Source organism: Bradyrhizobium sp. SK17, assembly GCF_002831585.1.
In the GTDB taxonomy this organism is placed as follows: domain Bacteria; phylum Pseudomonadota; class Alphaproteobacteria; order Rhizobiales; family Xanthobacteraceae; genus Bradyrhizobium.
Genome location: NZ_CP025113.1, coordinates 4036128 through 4058283, shown reverse-complemented (window position 1 = coordinate 4058283; position 22156 = coordinate 4036128). Strand labels below are relative to the sequence as shown.

22 protein-coding genes are annotated in these 22156 nt (G+C 64.7%); 16 read left to right on the top strand and 6 right to left on the bottom strand.

Translation table 11 applies throughout. The features are described from left to right. Positions 1-143: 143 nt before the first annotated feature. Both CWS35_RS18610 and CWS35_RS18605 read left to right on the top strand, forming a co-directional pair. On the top strand, positions 144-518 hold the full coding sequence (locus tag CWS35_RS18610; protein WP_100953022.1) for a DUF5330 domain-containing protein: 375 nt from the start codon (positions 144-146) through the stop codon (positions 516-518). 144 nt (positions 519-662) lie between these two features. Then, entirely contained in the window at positions 663-1094 is a 432-nt protein-coding gene (locus CWS35_RS18605) for a SufE family protein (RefSeq protein ID WP_100953020.1), read from the top strand. Positions 1095-1157: 63 nt separating this feature from the next. Here CWS35_RS18605 and CWS35_RS18600 read toward each other — a convergent pair whose 3' ends face one another. Together CWS35_RS18600 and CWS35_RS18595 are read right to left on the bottom strand one after the other, a co-directional pair. Next, positions 1158-1571 carry a MucR family transcriptional regulator gene (locus CWS35_RS18600; protein ID WP_100953018.1) on the bottom strand — a complete coding sequence of 138 codons (414 nt, stop codon included), beginning with the start codon at positions 1569-1571 and terminating at the stop codon, positions 1158-1160. Between the two features lie 183 nt (positions 1572-1754). Continuing rightward, positions 1755-2648 (bottom strand): hypothetical protein, encoded by an 894-nt coding sequence (locus CWS35_RS18595; RefSeq protein WP_100953016.1) that lies wholly within the window; start codon positions 2646-2648, stop codon positions 1755-1757. A 337-nt stretch (positions 2649-2985) separates the two neighbouring features. Here CWS35_RS18595 and CWS35_RS18590 point away from each other — a divergent pair, with 337 nt between their 5' ends. Then, a complete protein-coding gene (locus CWS35_RS18590; protein WP_100953014.1) occupies positions 2986-4635 on the top strand; it encodes a glycosyltransferase family 39 protein in 1650 nt (549 codons plus the stop codon). Positions 4636-4793: 158 nt separating this feature from the next. Continuing rightward, a complete protein-coding gene (locus tag CWS35_RS18585; RefSeq protein WP_024579512.1) occupies positions 4794-5573 on the top strand; it encodes a class II aldolase/adducin family protein in 780 nt (259 codons plus the stop codon). 153 nt (positions 5574-5726) lie between these two features. Here the strand turns inward: CWS35_RS18585 and CWS35_RS18580 are convergent, their stop codons facing one another. The 3 genes from CWS35_RS18580 to CWS35_RS18570 all read right to left on the bottom strand — a co-directional run bounded on the left by CWS35_RS18580 (position 5727) and on the right by CWS35_RS18570 (position 9494). Next, positions 5727-6263, bottom strand: a complete 537-nt coding sequence (locus CWS35_RS18580; RefSeq protein ID WP_100953012.1) for a transposase — start codon at positions 6261-6263, stop codon at positions 5727-5729. A 107-nt stretch (positions 6264-6370) separates the two neighbouring features. Beyond that, positions 6371-7771: a M20/M25/M40 family metallo-hydrolase gene (locus CWS35_RS18575; protein WP_100953010.1), complete on the bottom strand. Its 1401-nt coding sequence runs from the start codon at positions 7769-7771 to the stop codon at positions 6371-6373. 97 nt (positions 7772-7868) lie between these two features. Next, positions 7869-9494, bottom strand: coding sequence for a helicase HerA-like domain-containing protein (locus CWS35_RS18570; RefSeq protein WP_100956486.1), 1626 nt, complete (start codon positions 9492-9494; stop codon positions 7869-7871). Positions 9495-9852: 358 nt separating this feature from the next. On the opposite strand from CWS35_RS18570, the gene CWS35_RS18565 reads away from it, so the two are divergent. The 9 genes from CWS35_RS18565 (at position 9853) to CWS35_RS18525 (ending at position 17971) form a co-directional block, all read left to right on the top strand. Beyond that, complete coding sequence (locus tag CWS35_RS18565) at positions 9853-10218, top strand: hypothetical protein (protein ID WP_024579509.1); 366 nt, start codon at positions 9853-9855, stop codon at positions 10216-10218. A gap of 56 nt (positions 10219-10274) precedes the next feature. After that, a complete protein-coding gene (locus tag CWS35_RS18560; RefSeq protein WP_024579508.1) occupies positions 10275-10682 on the top strand; it encodes a DUF4332 domain-containing protein in 408 nt (135 codons plus the stop codon). A gap of 102 nt (positions 10683-10784) precedes the next feature. Continuing rightward, on the top strand, positions 10785-11639 hold the full coding sequence (gene folP / locus CWS35_RS18555; RefSeq protein ID WP_210202712.1) for a dihydropteroate synthase: 855 nt from the start codon (positions 10785-10787) through the stop codon (positions 11637-11639). Next, on the top strand, positions 11636-12016 hold the full coding sequence (gene folB, locus CWS35_RS18550) for a dihydroneopterin aldolase (protein WP_100953006.1): 381 nt from the start codon (positions 11636-11638) through the stop codon (positions 12014-12016). Before folP ends, folB begins: the two co-directional genes overlap by 4 nt. Before the next feature lie 6 nt (positions 12017-12022). Then, a complete protein-coding gene (gene folK, locus CWS35_RS18545) occupies positions 12023-12514 on the top strand; it encodes a 2-amino-4-hydroxy-6-hydroxymethyldihydropteridine diphosphokinase (RefSeq protein ID WP_100953004.1) in 492 nt (163 codons plus the stop codon). A 108-nt stretch (positions 12515-12622) separates the two neighbouring features. Beyond that, positions 12623-14497 (top strand): methylmalonyl-CoA mutase family protein, encoded by a 1875-nt coding sequence (locus CWS35_RS18540; protein WP_100953002.1) that lies wholly within the window; start codon positions 12623-12625, stop codon positions 14495-14497. Beyond that, the gene (locus tag CWS35_RS18535) at positions 14494-14964 is read left to right on the top strand and encodes a GFA family protein (RefSeq protein WP_100953000.1); all 471 of its coding nucleotides are present in this window, start codon (positions 14494-14496) and stop codon (positions 14962-14964) included. Before CWS35_RS18540 ends, CWS35_RS18535 begins: the two co-directional genes overlap by 4 nt. A gap of 12 nt (positions 14965-14976) precedes the next feature. Further along, positions 14977-17136, top strand: coding sequence for a methylmalonyl-CoA mutase (scpA, locus tag CWS35_RS18530; RefSeq protein ID WP_100952998.1), 2160 nt, complete (start codon positions 14977-14979; stop codon positions 17134-17136). Positions 17137-17173: 37 nt separating this feature from the next. Continuing rightward, the gene (locus tag CWS35_RS18525) at positions 17174-17971 is read left to right on the top strand and encodes an RsiV family protein (protein WP_100956484.1); all 798 of its coding nucleotides are present in this window, start codon (positions 17174-17176) and stop codon (positions 17969-17971) included. A 9-nt stretch (positions 17972-17980) separates the two neighbouring features. Here CWS35_RS18525 and CWS35_RS18520 read toward each other — a convergent pair whose 3' ends face one another. Further along, the gene (locus tag CWS35_RS18520; RefSeq protein ID WP_100952996.1) at positions 17981-18460 is read right to left on the bottom strand and encodes an SRPBCC family protein; all 480 of its coding nucleotides are present in this window, start codon (positions 18458-18460) and stop codon (positions 17981-17983) included. Between the two features lie 248 nt (positions 18461-18708). Here CWS35_RS18520 and CWS35_RS18515 point away from each other — a divergent pair, with 248 nt between their 5' ends. From CWS35_RS18515 to CWS35_RS18505, 3 genes are all read left to right on the top strand, one after another. Beyond that, positions 18709-20382, top strand: coding sequence for a rhomboid family intramembrane serine protease (locus CWS35_RS18515; RefSeq protein ID WP_157817182.1), 1674 nt, complete (start codon positions 18709-18711; stop codon positions 20380-20382). A gap of 115 nt (positions 20383-20497) precedes the next feature. Beyond that, positions 20498-21490, top strand: a complete 993-nt coding sequence (gene meaB / locus CWS35_RS18510; protein ID WP_100952992.1) for a methylmalonyl Co-A mutase-associated GTPase MeaB — start codon at positions 20498-20500, stop codon at positions 21488-21490. Beyond that, positions 21487-22134, top strand: a complete 648-nt coding sequence (locus tag CWS35_RS18505) for a pyroglutamyl-peptidase I (RefSeq protein WP_100952990.1) — start codon at positions 21487-21489, stop codon at positions 22132-22134. Before meaB ends, CWS35_RS18505 begins: the two co-directional genes overlap by 4 nt. The last annotated feature ends 22 nt before the right edge of the window (positions 22135-22156 follow it).

Genomic DNA, 22156 nt, shown 5'->3' with positions numbered 1-22156 from the left:
ATTCAGGCGGATTTTCCGCGATTTTTCGGCGGATTTACTTCAATGCGGATACGTCCGGTTTATCGACCGATGCTAAGCCGAGGGCAACGGCGGCATCGACCGCTCAAGAAGCAAAAGACCAGATAGACGACCGGGATCGCGCCATGTTCTTCCTGTTGCGTTTGGCATTCTGGCTCGGGCTTGTGCTCGTGCTGCTGCCCAGAGACAAAACACCTGAAGCGGACAACACGCCGCAGGTCAGCGCATCGGACGCGGTATCGGCCGCGACCGCGACGATCAACGACATGGGTCAGTTCTGCAAGCGTCAGCCCTCGGCCTGCGAAGTCGGCGGCCAGGCTGCGACCGCGATCGGCCAACGCGCGACCGACGGCGCGCGCAAGCTCTACCAGATGATCACCGACAAGAAGCCCGATCACACCAGTTCGATCGGCGGGGACGATACGTCGGCGGTCGCGTCCCGCGACACGCTGACGGCGGACGATCAGTCGATCGAATTCCGCCCGCCGCCGACGCCGTGAGCGCCAGCCAGGGCGCTTTCACCTGAAGTGGGCACTGGTTCGCGCCAAGAAAACGCTTCAAAACGACAGGGAACCGGTTCCATTTTCGTCGCTTTCGCGGCCCACCTTCCTATATAAGCCGTCAAGGACAGGACGCGGGCCACGATGACGACGATCGACGAAATCAGGGACAATTTTGCGCTGCTCGACGAGTGGGACGACCGCTATCGCTACGTCATCGAACTCGGCCGCACGCTCGAGCCGTTATCGGAGGCGGAACATTCGGCCGAGAACAAGGTGCAGGGCTGCGTCAGCCAGGTCTGGCTGTCGAAGCGGGTCGAGCGCGACGGCAATGGCGAACCGCGCCTGATCTATCTCGGCGACAGCGACGCCCACATCGTGCGCGGCCTGGTCGCGATCGTGCTGACGCTGTTTTCCGGGCACACGCCGAAGGAAATCCTCGCCACCGATGCGCTCGCGCTGTTCGACGAATTCGGCTTCCGCGACCATCTCACGCCGCAGCGCTCCAACGGACTGCGCTCGATGGTCGATCGCATCCACAATGATGCGCGCGAGGCGCTGGCGTCGGCCGCGTAGAGCTTTCTTGCTTGACGCGTTTGCTTCACGCGAACCGGCGTCCACTTCGCTGGAAAACGCTCTCTACTTCCGCTTCCGTGCCTGCTGGCCGAGGCCCATCTTCTTGGCGAGCTGCGAACGCGCCACCGCGTAGTTCGGCGCCACCATCGGATAGTCGGCCGGCAGTCCCCATTTGTCGCGGTATTGCTCCGGCGTCATGTTGTACTGGGTGCGCAAATGTCGCTTGAGCGACTTAAAGCGCTTGCCGTCCTCGAGACACACCAGATATTCGGGCGTGATCGACTTCTTCATCGACACCGCGGGCTTGGCCGGCTCGCTCGGTATGTCGGCGCGCCCGCTCGACACACGCAGCAGCGCGGCGTGGACCTGGCTGATCAGGCCCGGAATATCCGAGGCCGGCGTCGGATTGTTGCTGAGATAGGCCGAAACGATGTTTGCGGTCAGCTCGACCGGCGTTTTGCCTGACGGATCGGACATCACACAACCTTCCCCGCGCGCTCGACGGCGCGCCGTTGCGGACCGCTCGGACAGTATCCGGGCGTCGCAATACATTAGCAGAATCGCGTACTACTTCGCGAATATGATCGGATTACAGCAAACCTGACAAGAACGCCGGCGTTTGTGGCCCCACACCGGCCGCACGCAAGTATTGGCGTGGATCTACGGCCGCTGCTCCAGATGCGACCTGAGCTCGTCGATCGAGGCGAAGCGCATCATGCCCTCGGGCATCTGCGCCTCGATCGATCCGTCCGAATAGAGCGAATAGGCCATGCCGTCGACGACGCCCGATTTGAGCACGGTCACCGGCGGCTGCTCCTGCGGCGGCGGCGGATGGCCCGACGACGACGGCGCCGCGGCCGACTGCCCCTCATTGAAGGTCGACGGCGTCCGCGGAACTCCGCGCCGCGGGGCGACATCGACCGATTTCGGCCGCTCGGCCTTCGGCCAGGCCTCGTCGAACGCTGGCGGTGCCGGCTCCGCCGCCGCGGACGGGTTCGGGCGCAACTCGGGCGACAACAGGTCCGGCGTCAGCGGCTCGGCGGCGCGCGTCTGGCTGCGCTCACGCTCCTTCCGCGACGAGGAAAACAGCAGGTTGCGCCGCTTGGCTGGCGCCGCGGCATCCGGCGGCGCGACGCCCGGCACGGTGGGCGGCGCCTCGCCAGATACGCCACGCTGGGCGATTTCATCGTGCCAGGGCGGCGCCGCTGCGGGTGCCGATGGCGGGACCGGCGGAGGCGGCACGGCAAGCTTCGGCTCACGAGGCGGCGGAAACGCCGCCACATCGTCAGGCACGCCGCGCGGCGAAGTTGCGGACGACGACGGGACGTCGAACCGGGCGCCCGTGCCGACGGACTCGAGCCGCCCGGCGATGACTTGCAATTCCCGCAGGATCGCAGCGAGCGCCAGCACGATCGCGCCGGTGCATATCCCGGTCACGCCCGCCATGATCAACGTACCGCCGACGCTGAATTCCTTATTGGGGATTCCAAGGCCGAGCGCGGCAAGGCCCGCCAAGACCAGGCCCACGCCGACGACCATCAGACCAACCATCATCGAACTAACCCCCGGGAGACCCAACCGAAAATCGGCGCGCGAGCCACCGTTGCCACGATACCGTCATATTGCCCACACCGCCAACCGCCAATTGTAAGCGGAGTTCCCTAAAATCCCGCTTAACCGGGCGTGAGGCCGTTTCGTCGCACTCGCAACGCGCGTGGAAACCTGGCTCCCGTAGATTTACTGACGACGAATTGCTGCCAATTTATTGCAACGCATCTGGGAAATTACGCCACAATTCCCAATTACTCAGAAATGGAACTGCGCTATGGATGCCGGGGAATGAGGCCCTAAAGCGCCAATCTGGGCCACAGGCACGCCGGTATCACTAGCCATGTCATCGATTACGACGTCTGCCCTCGAGGCGCCTGCGCGGCGCTCGGTGGAGAAGACCTGCGACGATCTCGCCTTCCTCGTCCTCGGCGTGGTCGCCATCGTCGCCGGCCTCACCTTCCGCGATTACGGCCTGGGCTGGGACGACTACACCCACGCTGAATATGCCGATCTCCTGCTGCGGATGTACGAGTCCGGGTTCAAGGACACCGGCGCGCTGTCGTTTGCCAACCTGTATATGTACGGCGGCGGCTTCGACATGGCTGCTGCCCTGCTGCACAAGGTCATTCCGCTCGAATTGTTCGAGACGCGCCGGATGCTCGGTGCGATCGTCGGCGTCATCGGCTTGGCCATAACCTGGCGCCTGGCGCGCCGTATCGGCGGCCCGCTGGCGGGACTGGCGGCGCTGCTGCTGCTGGCACTGTGCCCGACCTTCTACGGCCACATGTTCATGAATCCAAAGGACGCGCCGTTCGCCGTGGCGATGATGGTCCTGATCATGGGCCTGGTCCGTCTGATCGAGGAATATCCAGCCCCCTCGCCGCGCACCATCCTGCTCGTCGGCTTCGGCGCCGGCCTGTCGCTCGGCTGCCGCGTTCTCGGCGGGCTTGCGCTGATCTATGCGGTGATCGGCTTCATCCCGCTCTGGATCGAGGAATTCCGCAAGCAGGGAGCGCGCGAGGCGATCCACCGCTTTGCCCATGTCGCCTATGTGCTGCTGCCGGGACTTGCGTTCGGCTATCTCGTGATGGGCCTGATCTGGCCGTGGTCGATCATGGAGCCCGGACATCCGCTGGAAGCGGTGACCTATTTCTCGCACTTCTTCGAGAAGCCCTGGAAGGAAATGTTCGACGGCGCCCTGGTGTCGGTGCCGGACATGCCGTGGTCCTATCTGCCCACTTTGTTCGCGCTGCAACTCCCCGAAGTGCTGCTGGCGTTGCTGGCCGCTGCCGTCATCGCCACCTTCATGTCGCTGTCGCGCACCGACGTCACCGCCAAGCGCAAGTCGATCATGCTGATGCTGACGCTGGCGGCGATGCTGCCGCTGGTGATCGCGATGGTGAAGCGGCCGGCGCTCTACAACGGCATCCGGCACTTCATCTTCGTGATCCCGCCGATGACGGTGCTCGCCGGCGTCGCCTTTGCCCGCGGCATGGACTGGCTCGGCGAGAACCGCCGCGTCTGGCAGCCCGCGGCGCTCGCGGTGTTCGCATTCGGCCTCTTGCTGCCGCTCAGCGAGATGATCCGCCTGCATCCGTATCAGTATACGCATTTCAATCACATCGCCGGCACGGTGCGGACCGCCGACAATTTCTTCATGCTGGACTATTGGGGTCTGGCGCTGAAGCAGGCATCCGACGGGCTGCGCGAGCAGTTGGCGGAGCGGCAGGAAGTGCCGCCGCAGCATCGCAAGTGGAAGGTCGCGGTGTGCGGACCGCAGCGTCCCGCGCAGGTCGCGCTCGGCCCCGACTTCACGATCGGCTGGGACAGCAACGCGGCCGATTTCGCGATGACGCTCGGCGAATTCTACTGCAAGGGCCTGGCCGCGCCCGTCATGGTCGAGATCAAGCGCGACGACGTCGTGTTCGCCCGCGTCTACGACATCCGCGGCCGCAGCATCTCGAGCCTGCTCTCGATTCCCGCGCCGTAGCGCCGGAACATCCACCGCGCGGTTGCCCACCGACCATCAGCTTTCGGATCGTGGGCCGCATGCCGGCATGACTGTCACGCCGTTACGCTGCCTTGCTGCGACCGGGCCGCAGGGCTAGGCTTGGTTCCAAGTAACAACGATCAACGGAGCAATCGGCCATGTCGCCCGCGGAAGCGCGTCTGAAGGAAGTGCCGTCGAACATGAGTGCGGCGGAATGGGAGCAGCGGATCAATCTCGCTGCCTGCTACCGGCTGGTCGCGCTCTACGGCTGGGACGATCTGGTCGATACCCACATTTCCGCCCGCGTGCCGGGACCCGAGCATCACTTCCTGATCAACCCCTACGGGCTGATGTTCGACGAGATCACCGCGTCGAGCCTGGTCAAGGTCGACCTCGACGGCAACCAGCTCTCGCAGAGTGACTACAGCATCAACCCGGCCGGCTTCACCATCCACTCGGCAATCCACGAGGTGCGCGAGGACGCCGGCTGCGTGCTTCATCTGCACACCGTCGACGGCACCGCGGTGTCGAGCGGCCCCGACGGGCTGCTGCCGCTGAACCAGACCGCGCAGCTCGTCACCCACGATCTCGCCTATCACGACTACGAAGGCATCGCGCTCGACCACGACGAGCGCCCGCGCCTGCAACGCGACCTCGGCAGCAAGAACCACATGCTGCTGCGCAATCACGGCACGCTGACGGTCGGCCGCTCGGTCGCCTCCGCCTTCGAGCGGATGTACCATCTGGAGCGCGCCTGCTCGATGCAGGTGGCAACCCGCGCGCTCGGCGGCACCGCCTATCCGGTCGACCAGCACGCGATCGACAAGAACACCGAGCTGCTCTCCAACCCGGACCGCGCCGAGCTGCGCTCGACCCAGCTGGTCTGGCCGCCGCTGCTGCGCAAGCTCGACCGGGTCAATCCCGGTTACCGTGATTGAAATTTCACAATCCTGGGGTAAGCTAATCGCCAACACCCTCTACACGGCCTGAATCAAAACGCCGCCCAATTCCGGGCGGCGTTTTCACGTCCGGGAAGCTGGTGGACTTCTGTAGGATGGGTAGAGCGCAGCGAAACCCATCACGCCTCCGCATCAAGACCGCTCGCCGAACGCTCCATCCAGCGTCGTCCCATCGCCAGCCCAATCCTCGGGATAGATTCCGAGCTCGACCATGCGGTGAAACGATGAATGCGGCCAATCTCTCACCCGCTTCACAAGGCGGTGCTTGAGCGGGTTGATATGCACGTAATCGATGTGACGGGAGAAATCGTCCTCATTCTGGATCGTATGCTCCCAATACCGCCGCTGCCAAATGCCGCGCTCTCCTTTTGCGGCACGGCTACCCGAGACCGGCTCACCGATCGGTAGACGCCGCGAGAAGGCCGATTTGATCTGTCGCCAGCGGGTTGCGAAGTCACCGTCGCCTTCCGGCAAGCTCCAGACTGCGTGGAGATGGTCGGGAAGAATGACAATCGCCTCGGTCCTGAAAGGATGCCTTTCGCGCGTTTCGCGAAAAGCCGCGCGCAGTTGATCAATGTGCTCCGTGAGCAATCGCAGGCGACGGTTCTCCAGGTTGACCGTGAAGAAGAAACTGCCTCCAGCAATAAAATTGCGACGGTAAGTGACCATACTGATCGCAAGAAGAAGTGATGGGTTTCGCTGCGCTCTACCCATCCTACACTCAAACAAAACGCCGCCCAATTCCGGGCGGCGTTTTCACGTTCGGGGCCTCTCGCTTATTTGGCCTCGGCGAAGGCCGCGAGGATCCGTGCCCAGGAGCGGATGCCCTTGTGGTAGCTCTTGAGGTCGTACTTCTCGTTCGGCGAATGGATGTTGTCGTCGTCGAGCCCGAAGCCGACCAGCACGCTGTCCAGGCCGAGCGTGCGCTTGAAGTCGGCGACGATCGGGATCGAGGCGCCGGAGCCGACCAGCAGCGCCTCCTTGCCCCACTCGTCGGTCAGCGCCTGCCTGGCCGCCGCGAGCGGCTTCATGTTCCAGTCGAGCGCGATCGCCGGCGCGCCGGAATGATCGATGAACTCGGCCTTGCAGTCCGCCGGCACGCGCGCCCTCACATAGTCGCGGAACGCCTTGCGGATTGTCTCGGGATCCTGACCTTCGACCAGGCGGAACGAGACCTTCGCCGACGCCTCGGCCGGGATCACGGTCTTCGAGCCCTCGCCAGTGTAACCGCCGACGATGCCGTTGATGTCGCAGGTCGGACGCGAGGAGACCTGCTCGATCAGGAGCCGGTCCTTCTCGCCGGCCGGCACCGAGAGGCCGATCGGCTTGAGGAAGCTCTCCGGCGTCAGATTGAGCTGCTTCCACTGCGCCAGAATATCCGGCGGCAGATCCTTCACGCCGTCATAGAAGCGGGGAATGGTGATGTGGCCGTTGTCATCATGCAGGCCGCCGAGGATCCGCGTCAGCACGCGGATCGGATTCTGCGCGCCGCCGCCAAACACGCCGGAATGCAGGTCGCGATTGGCGGCCTTGATCTTGACCTCGTCATAGACCAAGCCGCGCAGCGCGGTGGTGATCGCGGGCGTGTTGGGGTCCCACATGCCGGTGTCGCAGACCAGCGCGAAGTCGGCCTTGAACTCGGCCTTGTTCGCCTCCAGGAACGGCACGAAATTCTTCGAGCCGACCTCCTCCTCGCCCTCGATGATGATGGTGATGTCGACCGGCAGCGATCCCGTGACATTCTTCCAGGCGCGGCAGGCTTCGACGAAGGTCATCAACTGTCCCTTGTCGTCCTCGGCCCCGCGCGCGACGATAATCTTGCGCCCGTCGGCATGGTCGGTCACGACAGGCTCGAACGGCGGACGATGCCAGAGACTCAGGGGATCGACCGGCTGCACGTCGTAGTGGCCATAGAACAGCACGTGCGGGCGCCCGTCGGTCGAGCCGTTCAGCTTGCCGACCACGGCGGGATGGCCGGCGGTCGGCCGCACCTCGGTCTTGAAGCCGAGCGTCGCGATGTCCTTGGCGAGGTGATTGGCAGCCGCCTTGCAGTCATCGGCAAATGCCGGATCGGCCGAGATCGATTTGATCCGCAGCAGCACGAACAGCCGCTCGAGGCTGTTGTCGAAATCGGCATCGATGCGGTCGAGGACGGATTGCAGCTTGGCATTGGACATCGCGGATATCCTGTTTCGTTGGACGTTGCCGCGGGTTGTAGCGCGGCCGGCCGCCCGCGGCAAAGCCGCTTGCCCGTTCCAGACGAACCGCGGCGATCTACCTGCGCAGAATTCCGCCGAGCGCGCCGCGCACCAGCGCACGGCCGATCGAGCCGCCGACCGAGCCACCGACCGATTTGCCGAGGTCAGCCACCACGCCGCCGACCACCTTGTCCGTCACCGAGCGCGTGACGTTGCGCGCGATCACCTGCCCGGTGGAGAGCCGACCGCGCTTGACATTGGTCCCGAAGATCGTAGCGGCGATCGCGCCGATCTGGCCGAGGATGCCGCCGCCACCGCTACCGCCATCACCACCATCGGCCGGTGCCGCCGCCCCGGCAAGCCGCTTCTGGATGATCTCGTAAGCCGACTCGGCGTCGATGGCAGTGTCGTACTTGCCCTTCACCGGACTCGCATCCATGATCGCCTTGCGCTCCTCGGGTGTGATCGGCCCGATCCGCGCCGACGGCGGACGCACCAGTATGCGCTCGACCATCGACGGTGTGCCGGCGCCCTCGAGGAACGACACCAACGCCTCGCCCTTGCCGAGCTCCATGATCACCCGCGCGGTATCGAGCTTCGGATTGGGCCGGAAGGTCTGTGCGGCCGCCGCGACCGCCTTCTGATCACGCGGCGTGAAGGCGCGCAACGCGTGCTGCACGCGGTTGCCGAGCTGCGCCAACACCTTGTCCGGCACGTCGATCGGATTCTGCGTGACAAAATAGACGCCGACGCCCTTGGAGCGGATCAGGCGCACCACCTGCTCGATCTTGTCCATCAGCGCCTTCGGCGCATCGTTGAACAACAGATGCGCTTCGTCGAAGAAGAACACCAGCTTCGGCTTCGGCAGGTCGCCGGCCTCCGGCAATTCCTCGAACAGTTCCGACAGCATCCAGAGCAGGAACGTGGCGTAAAGCCGCGGGCTCTGCATCAGCTTGTCGGCGACGAGAATATTAACCATGCCGCGACCGTCGCGGTCGGTACGCATGAAATCCTTCAGCGTCAGCGCCGGTTCGCCGAAGAACTTCGTGCCGCCCTGGTTCTCGAGCACCAGCAGCTGACGCTGAATGGTTCCGACCGTCGCCTTGGACACGTTGCCGTAGCTCTGCGCGGCCTTGCGGATCGAGGCCAGCGGATCTTCGCCCTCGTCCGCCCCCTTCTTGCTGCTGTCGGGCGCGATCGCATCCAGCAGGGCGCGCAGATCCTTCATGTCGATCAGCGCGAGGCCATTCTCGTCGGCAACGCGGAAGGCAACATTGAGCACGCCTTCCTGCACATCGTTCAGGTCGAGCATCCGCGACAGCAACAGCGGTCCCATCTCGGTGATAGTGGCGCGCACCGGATGGCCCTGCTCGCCGAACACGTCCCAGAACACGGCCGAGAACTGATCCGGCTGGAAGGTCAGCCCCATCTCCTTGGCGCGCTTGACGATGAAATCCTTGGCCTCGCCGACTTCGGAGATGCCGGAGAGATCGCCCTTGATATCGGCTGCGAAAACCGGAACGCCGGCGCGCGCAAATCCTTCTGCCATGACTTGAAGCGAGACGGTCTTGCCGGTTCCGGTCGCACCGGTGACAAGGCCATGCCGATTGGCCAGCGCCAGCGTCAGCCAGGCCGTCTCCTCGCCCTTGCCGATAAAAATTTTCTCGTCCGTGTCGGCCAACTTGTTGTCGGAGGTCGTCATCGCATCGCCTCTTCGCGCAGATTGGATCAGTTCGAATATCGAAATCCGGCATCCATCGTTCGAACCGATGCCATCATATTGCATGTTGCAGGTCGATTGAAACCATTGCCGGATACTGATGCGTATTGTCGCCCCAACTGGTTCCTCATACTTTTTTCCCAGCCAAGTGACGAAAGGCATTGCGCATTGCGAGAAGATGGTGTGAATCCGCCGCTCACTCTTGCAGAGGTGCAACAGTCACAACGCGATCGCAAAAGAAAACGAACTGAAATGCGCGGATCGCTTGTATTTCGTGACACAGGCGCTCAAGATAAATCTTCAAGAACGACCCGGCAAAAACCGGTTGAGGCGGGGCAATATGGACGAATTGGTTGGACAGCTGGCTGCGAAGGCCGGCATCGATGGTGCTGTCGCTGAAAAAACCGTCGGCATCGTTCTGGGTTTCCTCCGTAACGAGGGCCCTTCCGACAAAGTCCAGGCTCTGATCGACCAAATCCCCGGCGCCGAAGCGGCAATCGCCGCGTCCAGCAACAGCGGTGGTCTGTCGCGGTTGATGGGCGGCGGGCTGATGGCTGTCGGCACCCGGCTGATGGCGCTTGGATTGAGCATGAGTGAAATTCAGAACGTGGCGCGTGAACTTTTCAGGTTTGGCCGCGACAAAATCGGAGCGGATCAAATGGGCGAGATCATCTCGGGGACGCCGGGCCTCAGCCAGTTTGCCTGAAGCGCTTCTCCCCACGCCCCTGCACGCGCGCTCCCTTCTACCTGCATACGAGTATCATGACATACCCCCTCTCCGAGATCGAAGGCCTGTCCGCCTATTGCGCCACCAAACTGAAATCGCAGGGTATCCGCACGACCGACGCGCTGCTTGAAGCCGCCCGCACCGTCAAGGGACGCAAGGCGCTCGCCGCCAAGACCGGGATCAGCGAACAACAATTGCTCGAATGGGCCAACATCTCCGACTACATGCGGATTCCCGGCATGGGCAAGGCGAAGGTCGGCCTGGTCCGCGCCGCCGGCGTCACCACCGTGCGAGAACTCGCGCACCGCAACCCGTCGCGGCTGGCCCAGAGCATGAAGGACGCCAATGTGCGGCGTAAGCTCGTCCGGGTGATGCCGTCGGAGAAATCGGTCGAGCTGCTTATCGAACAGGCACGCAAGCTGCCCCCGAAGATCACCTATTAGCGCCCCTATTAGCCTGTCTTAACGGCAATCCGCGGCGCCGGCGCCAAGCCGTCATCGCCACATCTTGACTTGCCGTTACGGTCAGCGCAAAGGCAGCGCATGATGGCGACCCAGCCCATAGCATCGAGGGTGGCCGGCTCAGCCGGACGCACGGTGCTGCCGGGACTGCTGTCGAGGCCATATCCGGCCGTGATGGGCGTCCTGAACGTGACGCCCGATTCATTCTCCGATGGCGGCCAGTTCATCACGCCCGAGCAGGCGCTGGTGCAGGCCCGCAAGCTGATCGCCGACGGCGCCGACATCATCGATATCGGCGCGGAATCGACCCGCCCCTATGGTTCGCTGCCGGTCACGGCCGACGACGAATTGGCGCGGCTGAAGCCGGTGCTGGCGGAGGTGATCGCACTCGGCGTGCCGGTGTCGATCGACAGCATGAAATCGGAGGTCGTGGCGTGGGCGCTCGACCGGGGCGCAGCGATCGCCAACGACGTCTGGGGCCTGCAACGCGATGCGGGCATGGCGCCGTTGATCGCCGCGCGCGGCGTGCCCGTGATCATCATGCATAATCGCGAGCGGGCCGATGCTTCGATCGACATCATGCGGGACATTGCCGCTTTCTTTGAACGCTCGCTCGAGATCGCCGCACGCGCCGGCATTGCGCCCGACCAGATCGTGCTAGATCCCGGTATCGGCTTCGGCAAGACGCCGGAGCAGAGCATGATGGCGCTGGCGCGGCTCGCCGAGCTCGACGCATTCCGCCTGCCGGTGCTGGTCGGCGCCTCACGCAAGCGCTTCATCGGCACGGTGGTGCCGTCGGAACCGCAACAGCGGATCGGCGGCTCGCTCGCGGCGCATCTGATCGCCGCGCAGAATGGCGCCCGCATCATCCGCGCCCACGACGTCGCGGAGACCGTCCAGGCGCTGCGCGTGGCCGCAGCCATCGAGGAACAGCAATGACCGACACGATCTTCATCACCGGGATCGTCATCCATGCCCGCCATGGCGTGATGGAACATGAGACCGAGGTCGGGCAGCGCTTCGTCATCGACCTCGAGCTCTACACCGACCTCTCGGAGTCTTCGCGCACCGATCGCCTCTCCGACACCGTCTCCTATTCCAACGTGGTGGCGACCGCGACGTCGGCCTTCAAGAACACCAATTACAAGCTGCTGGAGCGCGCCGCCGGCGCGGTGGCCGAGGACATCCTGGCGAGTTTCCCGCGCGTCAGGGCGGTCAAGGTCACCGTGCACAAGCCGCACGCGCCGATCGCTGCGATCTTCGACGATGTTGGCGTGGTGCTGACGCGCTCGCGCCATCCGACGTCGCAGGGCTGAGCGCCGATGGCCGACGTCCTGATTGCGCTCGGCGGCAATGTTGGCGACGTCCGCAGCAGCTTTCGCAAGGCGATCGCCAATATCTTGGGCATGACCCAGGCGGCGCTGCTGGCACGCTCGTCGGATTATTCGACGCCGCCCTGGGGCGACGAACAGCAGGACAGTTTCATCAATGCCTGTATCGAGGTCGAGACCAGTCTCGATCCGCATGCGCTGCTGTTCACGCTGCACAAGATCGAAACCAAATTCGGCCGCGACCGCGCCAGGCAAACGCGCTACGGCCCGCGCACCCTCGACCTCGACCTGATCGCCTATGACGACGTCACACTCGACAAGCCGGAACTGACGCTGCCGCATCCGCGGCTGTTCGAGCGCGCCTTCGTGCTGGTGCCGCTGGCCGAGATCGTTCCCGACCGCATCATCGCCGGACGCCGCGTCGCTGACGCACTCACGGGGGTCTCGACAGACGGTATTTTCCGCCTAGCGGACCTCGATTAAAAAGCCCAGCGGCCGCAAACAAAAGTTTGGCTTGGCCGCCTGCCCGTGGCAATTTCCGGCCAAATCAAGGTGCCCCACACGGGGGCCGATGAAGGACGATTTGGGCGGATGACGACCTCGACTGACGATCTCACCCTGGCTTCGGATTTTCCGGCTGCGACCTATGACGACTGGCGCAAGCTGGTCGACGGCGTGCTCAAAGGCGCGCCGTTCGAGAAGCTGGTGGGCAAGACCTATGATGGCCTGAAGATCGATCCGATCTACCGTCGCGCCACCAATTCGAGCCCGCTTCCGGGCCGCGCCGCCGCCACCCCGTGGCAGATCCTGCAACGGGTCGACCATCCGGATGCCGCGCAGGCCAATGCGCAGGCGCTGCACGATCTCGAGAACGGCGCGACCGGCCTCGAATTCGAGTTCGCCGGCGGTCCAGGTACGCGCGGCTTCGGCCTTGCGAACGCCAGCAAGGAAACCCTGGCGAAGGTCTGCGACGGCATCTATCTCGATGCCGGCATCATGATCGCGCTCAACCCGGTGATCGGACGCGAGAACGCCGGCGAGACGTTTGCCGACATGGTCGAGGCCCAGAAGCTCGACCCGGCCAAGCTCGATCTTCATTTCAACTACCAGGCGCTCAGCACCATCGCCGTGCGGGGTGCGGCAGCCGCCGCCTGGGCCGACTACGAGAAGCCGTTCGGCCAGGTGGTCAACGGCCTGATCAAGCGCGGCTTCAAGGGACCGTTCGTGCTGGCCGATGGCCGGCCGGTGCATGATGCCGGCGGGTCCGAGGTGCAGGAACTCGCCTTCACGCTGGCGCTGGCGCTGGCCTATCTGCGTATGCTAGAAGCCGCCGGGATCGATCTCGATGCAGCGCGCACCGGCATCTCCTTCCGCCTCAGCGCCGATGCCGACCAGTTCCTGACCATGGCGAAATTCCGCGCGCTGCGCCGGCTGTGGGCACAGGTCGAAGAGGCCTGCGGGCTGGCGCCGAAGCCGATCTTCATCAATGCACAGACCGCCTGGCGGATGCTGACCCAGCGTGACCCCAATGTGAACATGCTGCGCGCAACCATCGCGACCTTTGCGGCCGGGCTCGGCGGCGCCAATGCGATCACCGTGCTGCCGCACACGCTGGCGCTCGGCCTGCCCGATGACTTCGCCCGCCGCGTTGCGCGTAACACCCAACTGGTGCTGCTCGATGAGTCCAATCTGGCCAAGGTGTCCGATCCCGCGGCGGGCTCAGGCGGCATCGAGACGCTGACCTCGCAGCTCTGCGACGCGGCGTGGACCTTGTTCCAGGAGATCGAAAAGGCCGGCGGCGTCTTCGCCGCGCTCGAGCAAGGCCTGCTGCAAAAGAAAGTCGCCGCGACGCGGGCGCAGCGCGAAACCAATGTCGCGAAGCGCCGCGACGTGCTGACCGGCGCCAGCGAATTCCCCAACCTGCACGAGGCCGACCTCGCGGTACTGGACGTGAAGCCCACGGCGCCGGTGTCACCAGCCGATGCCAAGATCAAGTTCGATGCGCTGTCGCCGATGCGGCTCGCCGAGCCGTTCGAGGCGCTGCGCGACAAGTCGGATGCGGCGCTGAAGGCGCATGGCGCGCGGCCAAGGATCTTCCTCGCCAACCTCGGCACGCCCGCGGACTTCACGGCCCGCGCGACCTTCGCGAAGAGCTTCTTCGAGACCGGCGGAATCGAGGCTATCGACAGCGAGGGCTTTGCCGATCCGGCGGCGCTTGCCGCGGCCTTCAAGGCCTCGGGCGCCGCGATGGCCTGCATCTGTTCCTCGGACAAGGTCTATGCCGTGAGCGCGGCGGACGCCGCCAAGGCCCTTCACGACGCCGGTGCAAGGCATATCTATCTGGCAGGGCGGCCCGGCGACCAGGAAGCGGCGCTGCGGGCGGCCGGCATCGGTGAGTTCGTCTTCGCCGGCGGTGACGCGCTGGCGACATTGCGCGACGCCTATCGGCTGACGGAGCAGACATGACGGCAGACACCCCATCAACCCCCGTTCTGACCGGCGGCTGTCAATGCGGCGCCGTCCGCTTCGCGGTGTCCGCGGCACCGAACCGGGTCAGCATCTGCCACTGTCGGATGTGCCAGAAGGCGTCCGGCGCGCCGTTCGCCTCGTTCGCCGACATCAACAAGGAGCATTTTGCCTGGACCCGCGGCAAGCCCGCGGCGTTCAAATCCTCCTCGATCGCCGAGCGCGACTTCTGCGCCGCCTGCGGCACGCCGCTGAGCTTCCGCCGGATCGACGGCCCCCACATCGAGATCATGACCGGCACCTTCGACCGGCCCGACCGGGTGGTGCCGACGCGGCAATATGGAACCGAATCCCGGCTCGGCTGGGTGGTCGGCATCGCCAATTTACCAAGCCAGACCACGATGCAGAATTACGGACCGGAGCAGATGGCGACTATCGCCAGCCACCAGCATCCGGACCATGATTAAGGAAGCCAAGGAATGACCCGCATTCCCAATTTCGCCGATGTCGCCTTCCAGCCCACTGCCGTCGCGGCACAAGCTGCGAGCGCCGAGCCGTGGCTGACGCCCGAAGGCATTCCGGTGAAATCCATCTATAGCGAGGCCGATCTCGCCGGCATCGACTTCCTCGATACCTGGCCGGGCATTGCGCCCTATCTGCGCGGCCCCTACCCGACCATGTATGTCAACCAGCCCTGGACGATCCGGCAATATGCCGGGTTCTCCACGGCGGAGGATTCCAACGCCTTCTATCGCCGCAACCTCGCGGCGGGACAGAAGGGCCTGTCGGTCGCGTTCGACCTCGCCACCCACCGCGGCTATGACTCGGATCATCCGCGCGTCTCCGGCGACGTCGGCATGGCTGGTGTCGCGATCGATTCCATCTACGACATGCGCACGCTGTTCGCCGGCATCCCGCTCGACCAGATGAGCGTGTCGATGACCATGAACGGCGCGGTGCTGCCGATCCTCGCACTGTTCGTCGCCGCCGCCGAGGAACAGGGCGTGCCACCGGAAAAACTGTCGGGCACCATTCAGAACGACATTCTGAAAGAGTTCATGGTGCGCAACACCTACATCTATCCACCTAGCCCCTCGATGCGGATCATCTCCGACATCTTCGCCTACACCTCGCAGCGGATGCCGAAGTACAATTCCATTTCGATCTCCGGCTATCACATGCAGGAAGCCGGCGCGACGCAGGACCTCGAGCTCGCCTATACGCTGGCCGACGGCGTCGAATACCTGCGCGCGGGCCTTGCCGCCGGCCTCGACGTCGATCGTTTTGCTCCCCGCCTCTCGTTCTTCTGGGCGATCGGCATGAACTTCTTCATGGAAGTCGCCAAGATGCGCGCCGCGCGGCTCTTGTGGGCCAAGCTCTTGAAGCAGTTCAATCCGAAGGACCCGCGGTCGCTCAGCCTGCGCACGCATTGCCAGACCTCGGGCTGGTCGCTGACCGCGCAGGACGTGTTCAACAACGTGATGCGCACCACGATCGAGGCGATGGCGGCGACCCAGGGCCACACCCAGTCGCTGCACACCAACGCGCTCGACGAGGCGCTGGCACTGCCGACCGATTTCTCGGCGCGCATCGCCCGCAACACCCAGCTTTTCCTGCAACAGGAGAGCGGCACCAACCGCATCATCGATCCCTGGGGCGGCTCCTATTATGTCGAACGGCTGACCCGCGATCTCGCGGCCAAGGCGTGGGATCATATCCAGGAGGTCGAGGAGCTCGGCGGCATGGCCAAGGCGATCGAGGCCGGCGTGCCGAAGCTGCGCATCGAGGAGGCGTCCGCCAAGACCCAGGCGCGGATCGATGCCGGCCGCCAGGCGGTGATCGGCGTCAACAAATACAAGCCTGCAAGCGAGAAGCCGATCGACGTGCTGAAGGTGGAGAACTCCACCGTGCGGCGCTTGCAAATCGACAAGCTCGGCCGCCTGAAGAATGAACGCAACCAGAAGGACGTCGATGCGGCGCTGGCCGCGCTGACCCGTTCAGCCGGCGAAGGCAACGGCAATCTGCTGGCGCTGGCGATCGACGCCGCGCGCGCCAAGGCCACCGTCGGCGAGATTTCGGACGCGATGGAGAAGGTGTTCGGCCGCCACCGCGCCGAGATCAAATCGATCACCGGCGTCTACAAGCGAGAGGCAGCGACGATGTCCAACCGGGTCGAGAAGGTGCAGGAGCTGATCGACGCGTTCGAGGAGGCCGAGGGCCGCCGCCCGCGTATCCTGGTGGCAAAAATCGGCCAGGACGGCCATGACCGCGGCCAGAAGGTGATCGCATCGGCCTTCGCCGATGTCGGCTTCGACGTCGACATCGGGCCGCTGTTCGCAACCGCCGACGAGGCCGCCCGCCAGGCGGTCGAGAACGACGTCCATATCCTCGGCGTCTCCTCGCTCGCCGCCGCCCATCTCACCGCGGTGCCGGAATTGAAGGCGGCGCTGAAGAAGCATGGCCGCGAGGACATCATGATCATCATCGGCGGCGTGGTGCCGCCGCAGGATTACGACGCGCTGTACAAGGCCGGCGCCGAGGCGATCTTCCCGCCCGGCACGGTGATCTCGGATGCCGCCGAGGAGCTGATCCACAAGCTCAATGCGCGGCTCGGCCACAGCGAGGCGGCGGCGGAGTAACGCCGCCGTCGTCGTCTCCTCCCATCTGGAGTTTTCCATGCGCGCTGCACGCTCGATGACGCCTGGCCGCATCATGGGCCTCGCCGGCCTGCTGGCCTGCCTCTGCCTGCCGGCGCGCGCCGCCGATCCCAAGCCCGACGCTGCGATCAAGAACGCCAGCATCGAGGCGGGCGTCTATCTCGACGACAAGATCAAGGCCGATAGCGCGCTGGCGGCCAATTGCCTGGCCGAAGGCAGGAAATGGATCGACACGCAGGCCGCCGAAGCTGCGACCGATCGCAAGCAGGAGCCTGCGCTGTTCAAGGACCGCGGCGGCTATTCAATCGAGCGCCGATACTCGGTGCGTTCGGTGGTCGACGGCCGCTATGTCAGCGTGCTGCGCGACGACTACATGGACACCCACGGCGCCCATCCGAACACCGACGTCAACACCATCCTGTGGGACACGACGGACCACAAGCGCATCAGCATCCGTCCGTTCTTCACCGAGACCGCCGATGACGGCCCGACCCTGACTGCACTGCGCAAGGCCATCGTCAACGCGCTGAACGCCGAGAAGAAGCGGCGCGACGCCGGCGAGACCGCGAACGCGGACTGGTACAAGGAGCTGAAGCCGACCCTGCTCCGGATCGGCGCCGTGACCCTGGCGCCGTCGACCGAAGCCGGCAAAAGCTCCGGCCTCACCTTCCACTATCCGCCCTACGCCGTCGGCCCCTACGCCGAAGGCCAGTACGTGATCTTCGTGCCCTGGGAGACGCTGAAGCCGTTTCTCACACCGGAGGGCACGAGGATCTTTGCCGGCGCGCGGCCGAAGGGCGATGCGGACGATCCGTAGTCGCGGGTTTCAACGCGCCTCGGTGCTATGGCGCGCCAGCGCCCTCACCAGCGAATTGGTCCAATCGGGAATCCACTCCTCAAACTGGACCTGCCAGCGATCGGTATCGTGAGGCGCGGTGTCGAGCTTGACCGACCACTCGATGAAGGTGCGGTTGCCCTCCACGACCGGCAGCAGATGCATGGTGCCTTCGTACTGGGTCGGCTGCGGCACCTGCGAACCGCCATCCTGCGGAAACGGCAGCGGCTCGATGCCGGCATAAGTCAGCGAGTGCTGCCGGTCCGAATGGCCGGCCAGGCGTTGGCGAACCCAGAGGCCAAGATAGCAGAACCGCCTGATCGCACCGACCTCGTCGCCACGTCTGTCGTCCTCGATCACACTTTCGCTGACGCCATCGATATAGGCCGGATAGTTGTTGAAGTCGCGGATCAACGACCACACGGTATCGAGCGGATGGTCGAGGACGGCGCTGTAATAGGCAACGGTCATGGCAGGCTCCGAAATGTTGTTCGGCTGTGATGTGGAAAGCGCCCTGATCAACCGTATGGCGTCGGGCATGCCCACCCGATTTCCGATCTCGCGGACTCCGCCCCTCCCGCAACCGGCTGGCGGCGCAAACCAAGCTCGCAGCCCGCACGAGCGAAGCGACATGCGGCGGAGTAAACCGGAGGTAGAGCTGGCTTGCGAGGTGTGGTGACCGTCGCTATGGTCGAACGCCGCGCCACATGTCAGCAGCCATGTCCGAAACGACGATTGCCCAAGAAGGCTCCGCCGCCGCCGACGTTTCCAATTCGACCGATACCTACTGTCAGTACCTTGCCCGACAATTATGTGCGATGCAGGGTTTTGCGGTCGGTCCCGTGCCGGAAGCGGCAGAGTTGGCCGCTGCCTGCGATATCGTTCTGATCCTCAACCGGGTCGGTGCGCCCTTCACGATACTGTGCCTGATCGATCGAGAGAGCCATCCTGAACGAACCTTCAGCTTGTCGCATCAGGAGCTGGAACGCATCGGTCGTGACTGCGCGAAGTACTCACAGGCCGCCGCGCCATTTGGTGGGCCAACATCTTCGATTGTGATTCGCGTGATCGAGGTGGGACCGACGACTGACCAGCGATTGGGGGAGTTGCGGCGCCTCAACTCGCCGCGGGATGCCGAATATCGAACGATCGCGCTGGCGATCGACACCGCGCAAAACCAGATCCTGCGGGAGGCCGATCTTGAAGACGGCTTCGACCGGGCATTCATCGCGGGACTGCTGCGGATTCAACGACAACACGCCGCCGAGCTCAGCCCATTGGCCGAGCTGCCGCCCGCGGTGTTCCCCTATCTGACGGTCGGCATCATTGCGGCACTGACCTTGATCTTCGTCGGCGAAGTTCTGTTCAGCATCGAGGCTTCCGGCAAGGCGTTCGAGCCCGGCATCAAGACGCTGATTTCGCTTGGCGGCTTGCAACAGCTTCTTGTCGCCGGCCAAGGCCAATGGTGGCGTCTGTTCACTGGCCCTCTGTTGCACGGCAGCCCGATTCACCTCGCGATCAACTGTTTCGTGCTGCTGCTCGCCGGCAGCGTTTTGGAACGCATCGTGGGGCGGCTCTGGCTCGCCGCCATCTTCGTGATCAGCGCGCTGGCCGGCGCCTGCGGCTCGCTGCTTTTCAATCCGCATTCGCTGGTTTCGGTGGGGGCGTCCGGCGGCATCATGGGGCTGTTCGCAGCCATGCTGGCAGTGAGCACCCACTACACCAATCCGCAGGTCCGCGCTTCGCTTCAAAAGCGCGCCTTTGGGGTCTTGATTCCGTCAATGTTGCCGTTGGCGTCGGCGTTGCATTCCGGCAAGGTCGATTTCGCGGCCCACATCGCCGGCGCAGGCGGTGGCATTGTTGTCGGCCTGTTGCTCGTCGGCCTGTGGCGCGAGGAAGAGACGCAACCGGGCCTGCGCTGGGCAGCCGCCTCCGTCGCGGCGCTTGGCCTGCTGGGCGTGGCCCTTGGCGGAAAAGGAATTGCTGACGCCCGCAACCAGGAAATAGCCGCAGCGAACCAGATCGTCCTGATCCCTTCCGAATATCTTCCGCAGCGGGATTCGGACATCCATGAAGCTTCGGCCTGGTGGTACGTGGCCAAATACCCGTCTGATCCGCGCTCACACCTCTACAAGGCGATCTACCTGGCGAGGAAGTCCGACCTGGCAGGTGCCGAGGGCGAGTTGCGGACCGCGCTTGATCAGAAGCGGGCGCTGGAGGAATCACTTCCCTCCTCCGTGAGGCTTGCCCTACAGGGTACCCTTGCAATCATCCTGCTCGACGAACATCGCGCTGGTGAGGCCAGGGAGATCGCATCGGCAGCATGCCATGACACGTCTTCGGACGTATATGCGAAGTTGAATGCCAGAGGCCTTTGCACCAATCCAGGTTAGGCGGTCGCCAGTCCGAACGATCACGGGCGATACCGCATTTGGCAAGCGGCCGAGGAGAGCATGGCAGGGCATTCCGCTATCGCCTGTCACGGACAGCCGATGTAGAACCAAGACCATGACCTCACCGAAGCCTGCCTCTCCTGACACCGCCGCCCTCGCCCGTGACCTCCGTGCCGGTCACCGCGCCGCGCTGGCGCGGGCGATCACGCTGGTCGAGAGCCGGCGTGGCGATCACCAGGCCGCGGCGCGCGAACTGGTGCAGGCGCTGCTGCCCGACACCGGCACGGCGGTGCGGGTCGGCATCACCGGCTCGCCTGGCGTCGGCAAGTCGACCACCATCGATGCCCTGGGCATGTTCCTGATCGAGCGCGGCCACAAGGTCGCGGTGCTGGCGGTCGATCCGTCGTCGGCGCGCACCGGCGGCTCGATCCTCGGCGACAAGACGCGGATGGCGCGGCTTGCCGTCTCCGATCAAGCCTTCATCCGGCCCTCGCCGTCCTCGGGCACACTCGGCGGCGTCGCGGCGAAAACCCGCGAGGCGATGCTGCTGTGCGAGGCGGCCGGCTTCGATGTCGTGCTGGTCGAGACCGTCGGCATCGGCCAGTCCGAGACTGCGGTCTGTGACATGACCGATTTCTTCCTGGCGCTGATGCTGCCCGGCGCAGGTGACGAGTTGCAGGGCATCAAGAAGGGCCTCGTCGAGCTCGCCGACATGATCGCGATCAACAAGGCCGACGGCGACAACGTCAAGCGCGCCAACCATGCGGCGGCCGACTATCGCAGCGCGCTGCACATCCTCGCGCCACGCTCCGAGCACTGGCATCCGCCGGTCGTGACCTATTCCGCGCTGACCGGCGCGGGGCTCGAGCAGTTGTGGCAGAAGATCCTCGATCACCGCACCGCGATGAACGCCTCGGGCGAGTTCGCGGCGCGGCGCCGCGACCAGCAGGTGAAGTGGATGTGGTCGATGCTGGAGAGCCGGATGATGGCGCGGCTGCGTTCGGACTCAGCGATCCGCGCCAGAGTGAAGAAGATGGAGGCCGAAGTCGCCGCCGGCCGCATCTCGCCCGCGGTCGCCGCTGAGCAGATCGCGGAGATGCTGCATTGAACGGCCGCCTGCGCATCCTGCTCACCGGCTTCGGACCGTTTCCGGGTGCGCCGTACAACCCCACCATGCCACTGGTGAAGCGGCTGTCTACGTTGCGCCGGCCTGCCTTCGACGACGTCGCGCTGACGAGCCACGTCTTCGACGTCACCTATACTGCCGTCGATCGCGAGCTGCCGGAGCTGATCGCGCAGCATCGCCCGCAGGCATTGCTGATGTTCGGCCTCGCCGGCCGCACCGCGCATTTGCGGATCGAAAGCCGCGCCCGCAACGCGGTGACGACGCGCTTTCCCGACGCCGGCCGCCAGCATGCGCGCAAGGGATCGATTGTCGACGGCGTCGACGCGCGCAGGTTCGGGCCGCACAGCGAAAGGCTGCTGCGCGCTGCGTTGGCGACGGGCATCGATGCGCGGATGTCACGCGATGCCGGCAGCTATCTCTGCAACTATCTGAGCTGGCGCGCGATCGAAACTATGGATGGCGACGACAGCCTCCGTCTGGCACAGTTCGTCCATGTTCCACCGCTCGCCCATGATGGAAAGGCCGCACGCGGAAAATCGTCGATTACCCTCGAGCAGCTCGTCGACGCCGGCGAGGCCATGCTGCTGGAGCTGGTGAAACTGACCCGGCAGGCCGCGCGCGCATAGGGATGCGGGGCGGACTGCTCTC

Excerpts from the sequence above, each read along its gene's own strand:
- CWS35_RS18610 (WP_100953022.1), top strand. The coding sequence starts at position 144 with ATGTTCTTCCTGTTGCGTTTGGCATTCTGGCTCGGGCTTGTGCTCGTG.
- CWS35_RS18605 (WP_100953020.1), top strand. The coding sequence starts at position 663 with ATGACGACGATCGACGAAATCAGGGACAATTTTGCGCTGCTCGACGAG.
- CWS35_RS18600 (WP_100953018.1), bottom strand. The coding sequence starts at position 1,571 with ATGTCCGATCCGTCAGGCAAAACGCCGGTCGAGCTGACCGCAAACATC.
- CWS35_RS18595 (WP_100953016.1), bottom strand. The coding sequence starts at position 2,648 with ATGATGGTTGGTCTGATGGTCGTCGGCGTGGGCCTGGTCTTGGCGGGC.
- CWS35_RS18590 (WP_100953014.1), top strand. The coding sequence starts at position 2,986 with ATGTCATCGATTACGACGTCTGCCCTCGAGGCGCCTGCGCGGCGCTCG.
- CWS35_RS18585 (WP_024579512.1), top strand. The coding sequence starts at position 4,794 with ATGTCGCCCGCGGAAGCGCGTCTGAAGGAAGTGCCGTCGAACATGAGT.
- CWS35_RS18580 (WP_100953012.1), bottom strand. The coding sequence starts at position 6,263 with ATGGTCACTTACCGTCGCAATTTTATTGCTGGAGGCAGTTTCTTCTTC.
- CWS35_RS18575 (WP_100953010.1), bottom strand. The coding sequence starts at position 7,771 with ATGTCCAATGCCAAGCTGCAATCCGTCCTCGACCGCATCGATGCCGAT.
- CWS35_RS18570 (WP_100956486.1), bottom strand. The coding sequence starts at position 9,494 with ATGACGACCTCCGACAACAAGTTGGCCGACACGGACGAGAAAATTTTT.
- CWS35_RS18565 (WP_024579509.1), top strand. The coding sequence starts at position 9,853 with ATGGACGAATTGGTTGGACAGCTGGCTGCGAAGGCCGGCATCGATGGT.
- CWS35_RS18560 (WP_024579508.1), top strand. The coding sequence starts at position 10,275 with ATGACATACCCCCTCTCCGAGATCGAAGGCCTGTCCGCCTATTGCGCC.
- folP (WP_210202712.1), top strand. The coding sequence starts at position 10,785 with ATGGCGACCCAGCCCATAGCATCGAGGGTGGCCGGCTCAGCCGGACGC.
- folB (WP_100953006.1), top strand. The coding sequence starts at position 11,636 with ATGACCGACACGATCTTCATCACCGGGATCGTCATCCATGCCCGCCAT.
- folK (WP_100953004.1), top strand. The coding sequence starts at position 12,023 with ATGGCCGACGTCCTGATTGCGCTCGGCGGCAATGTTGGCGACGTCCGC.
- CWS35_RS18540 (WP_100953002.1), top strand. The coding sequence starts at position 12,623 with ATGACGACCTCGACTGACGATCTCACCCTGGCTTCGGATTTTCCGGCT.
- CWS35_RS18535 (WP_100953000.1), top strand. The coding sequence starts at position 14,494 with ATGACGGCAGACACCCCATCAACCCCCGTTCTGACCGGCGGCTGTCAA.
- scpA (WP_100952998.1), top strand. The coding sequence starts at position 14,977 with ATGACCCGCATTCCCAATTTCGCCGATGTCGCCTTCCAGCCCACTGCC.
- CWS35_RS18525 (WP_100956484.1), top strand. The coding sequence starts at position 17,174 with ATGCGCGCTGCACGCTCGATGACGCCTGGCCGCATCATGGGCCTCGCC.
- CWS35_RS18520 (WP_100952996.1), bottom strand. The coding sequence starts at position 18,460 with ATGACCGTTGCCTATTACAGCGCCGTCCTCGACCATCCGCTCGATACC.
- CWS35_RS18515 (WP_157817182.1), top strand. The coding sequence starts at position 18,709 with ATGTCCGAAACGACGATTGCCCAAGAAGGCTCCGCCGCCGCCGACGTT.
- meaB (WP_100952992.1), top strand. The coding sequence starts at position 20,498 with ATGACCTCACCGAAGCCTGCCTCTCCTGACACCGCCGCCCTCGCCCGT.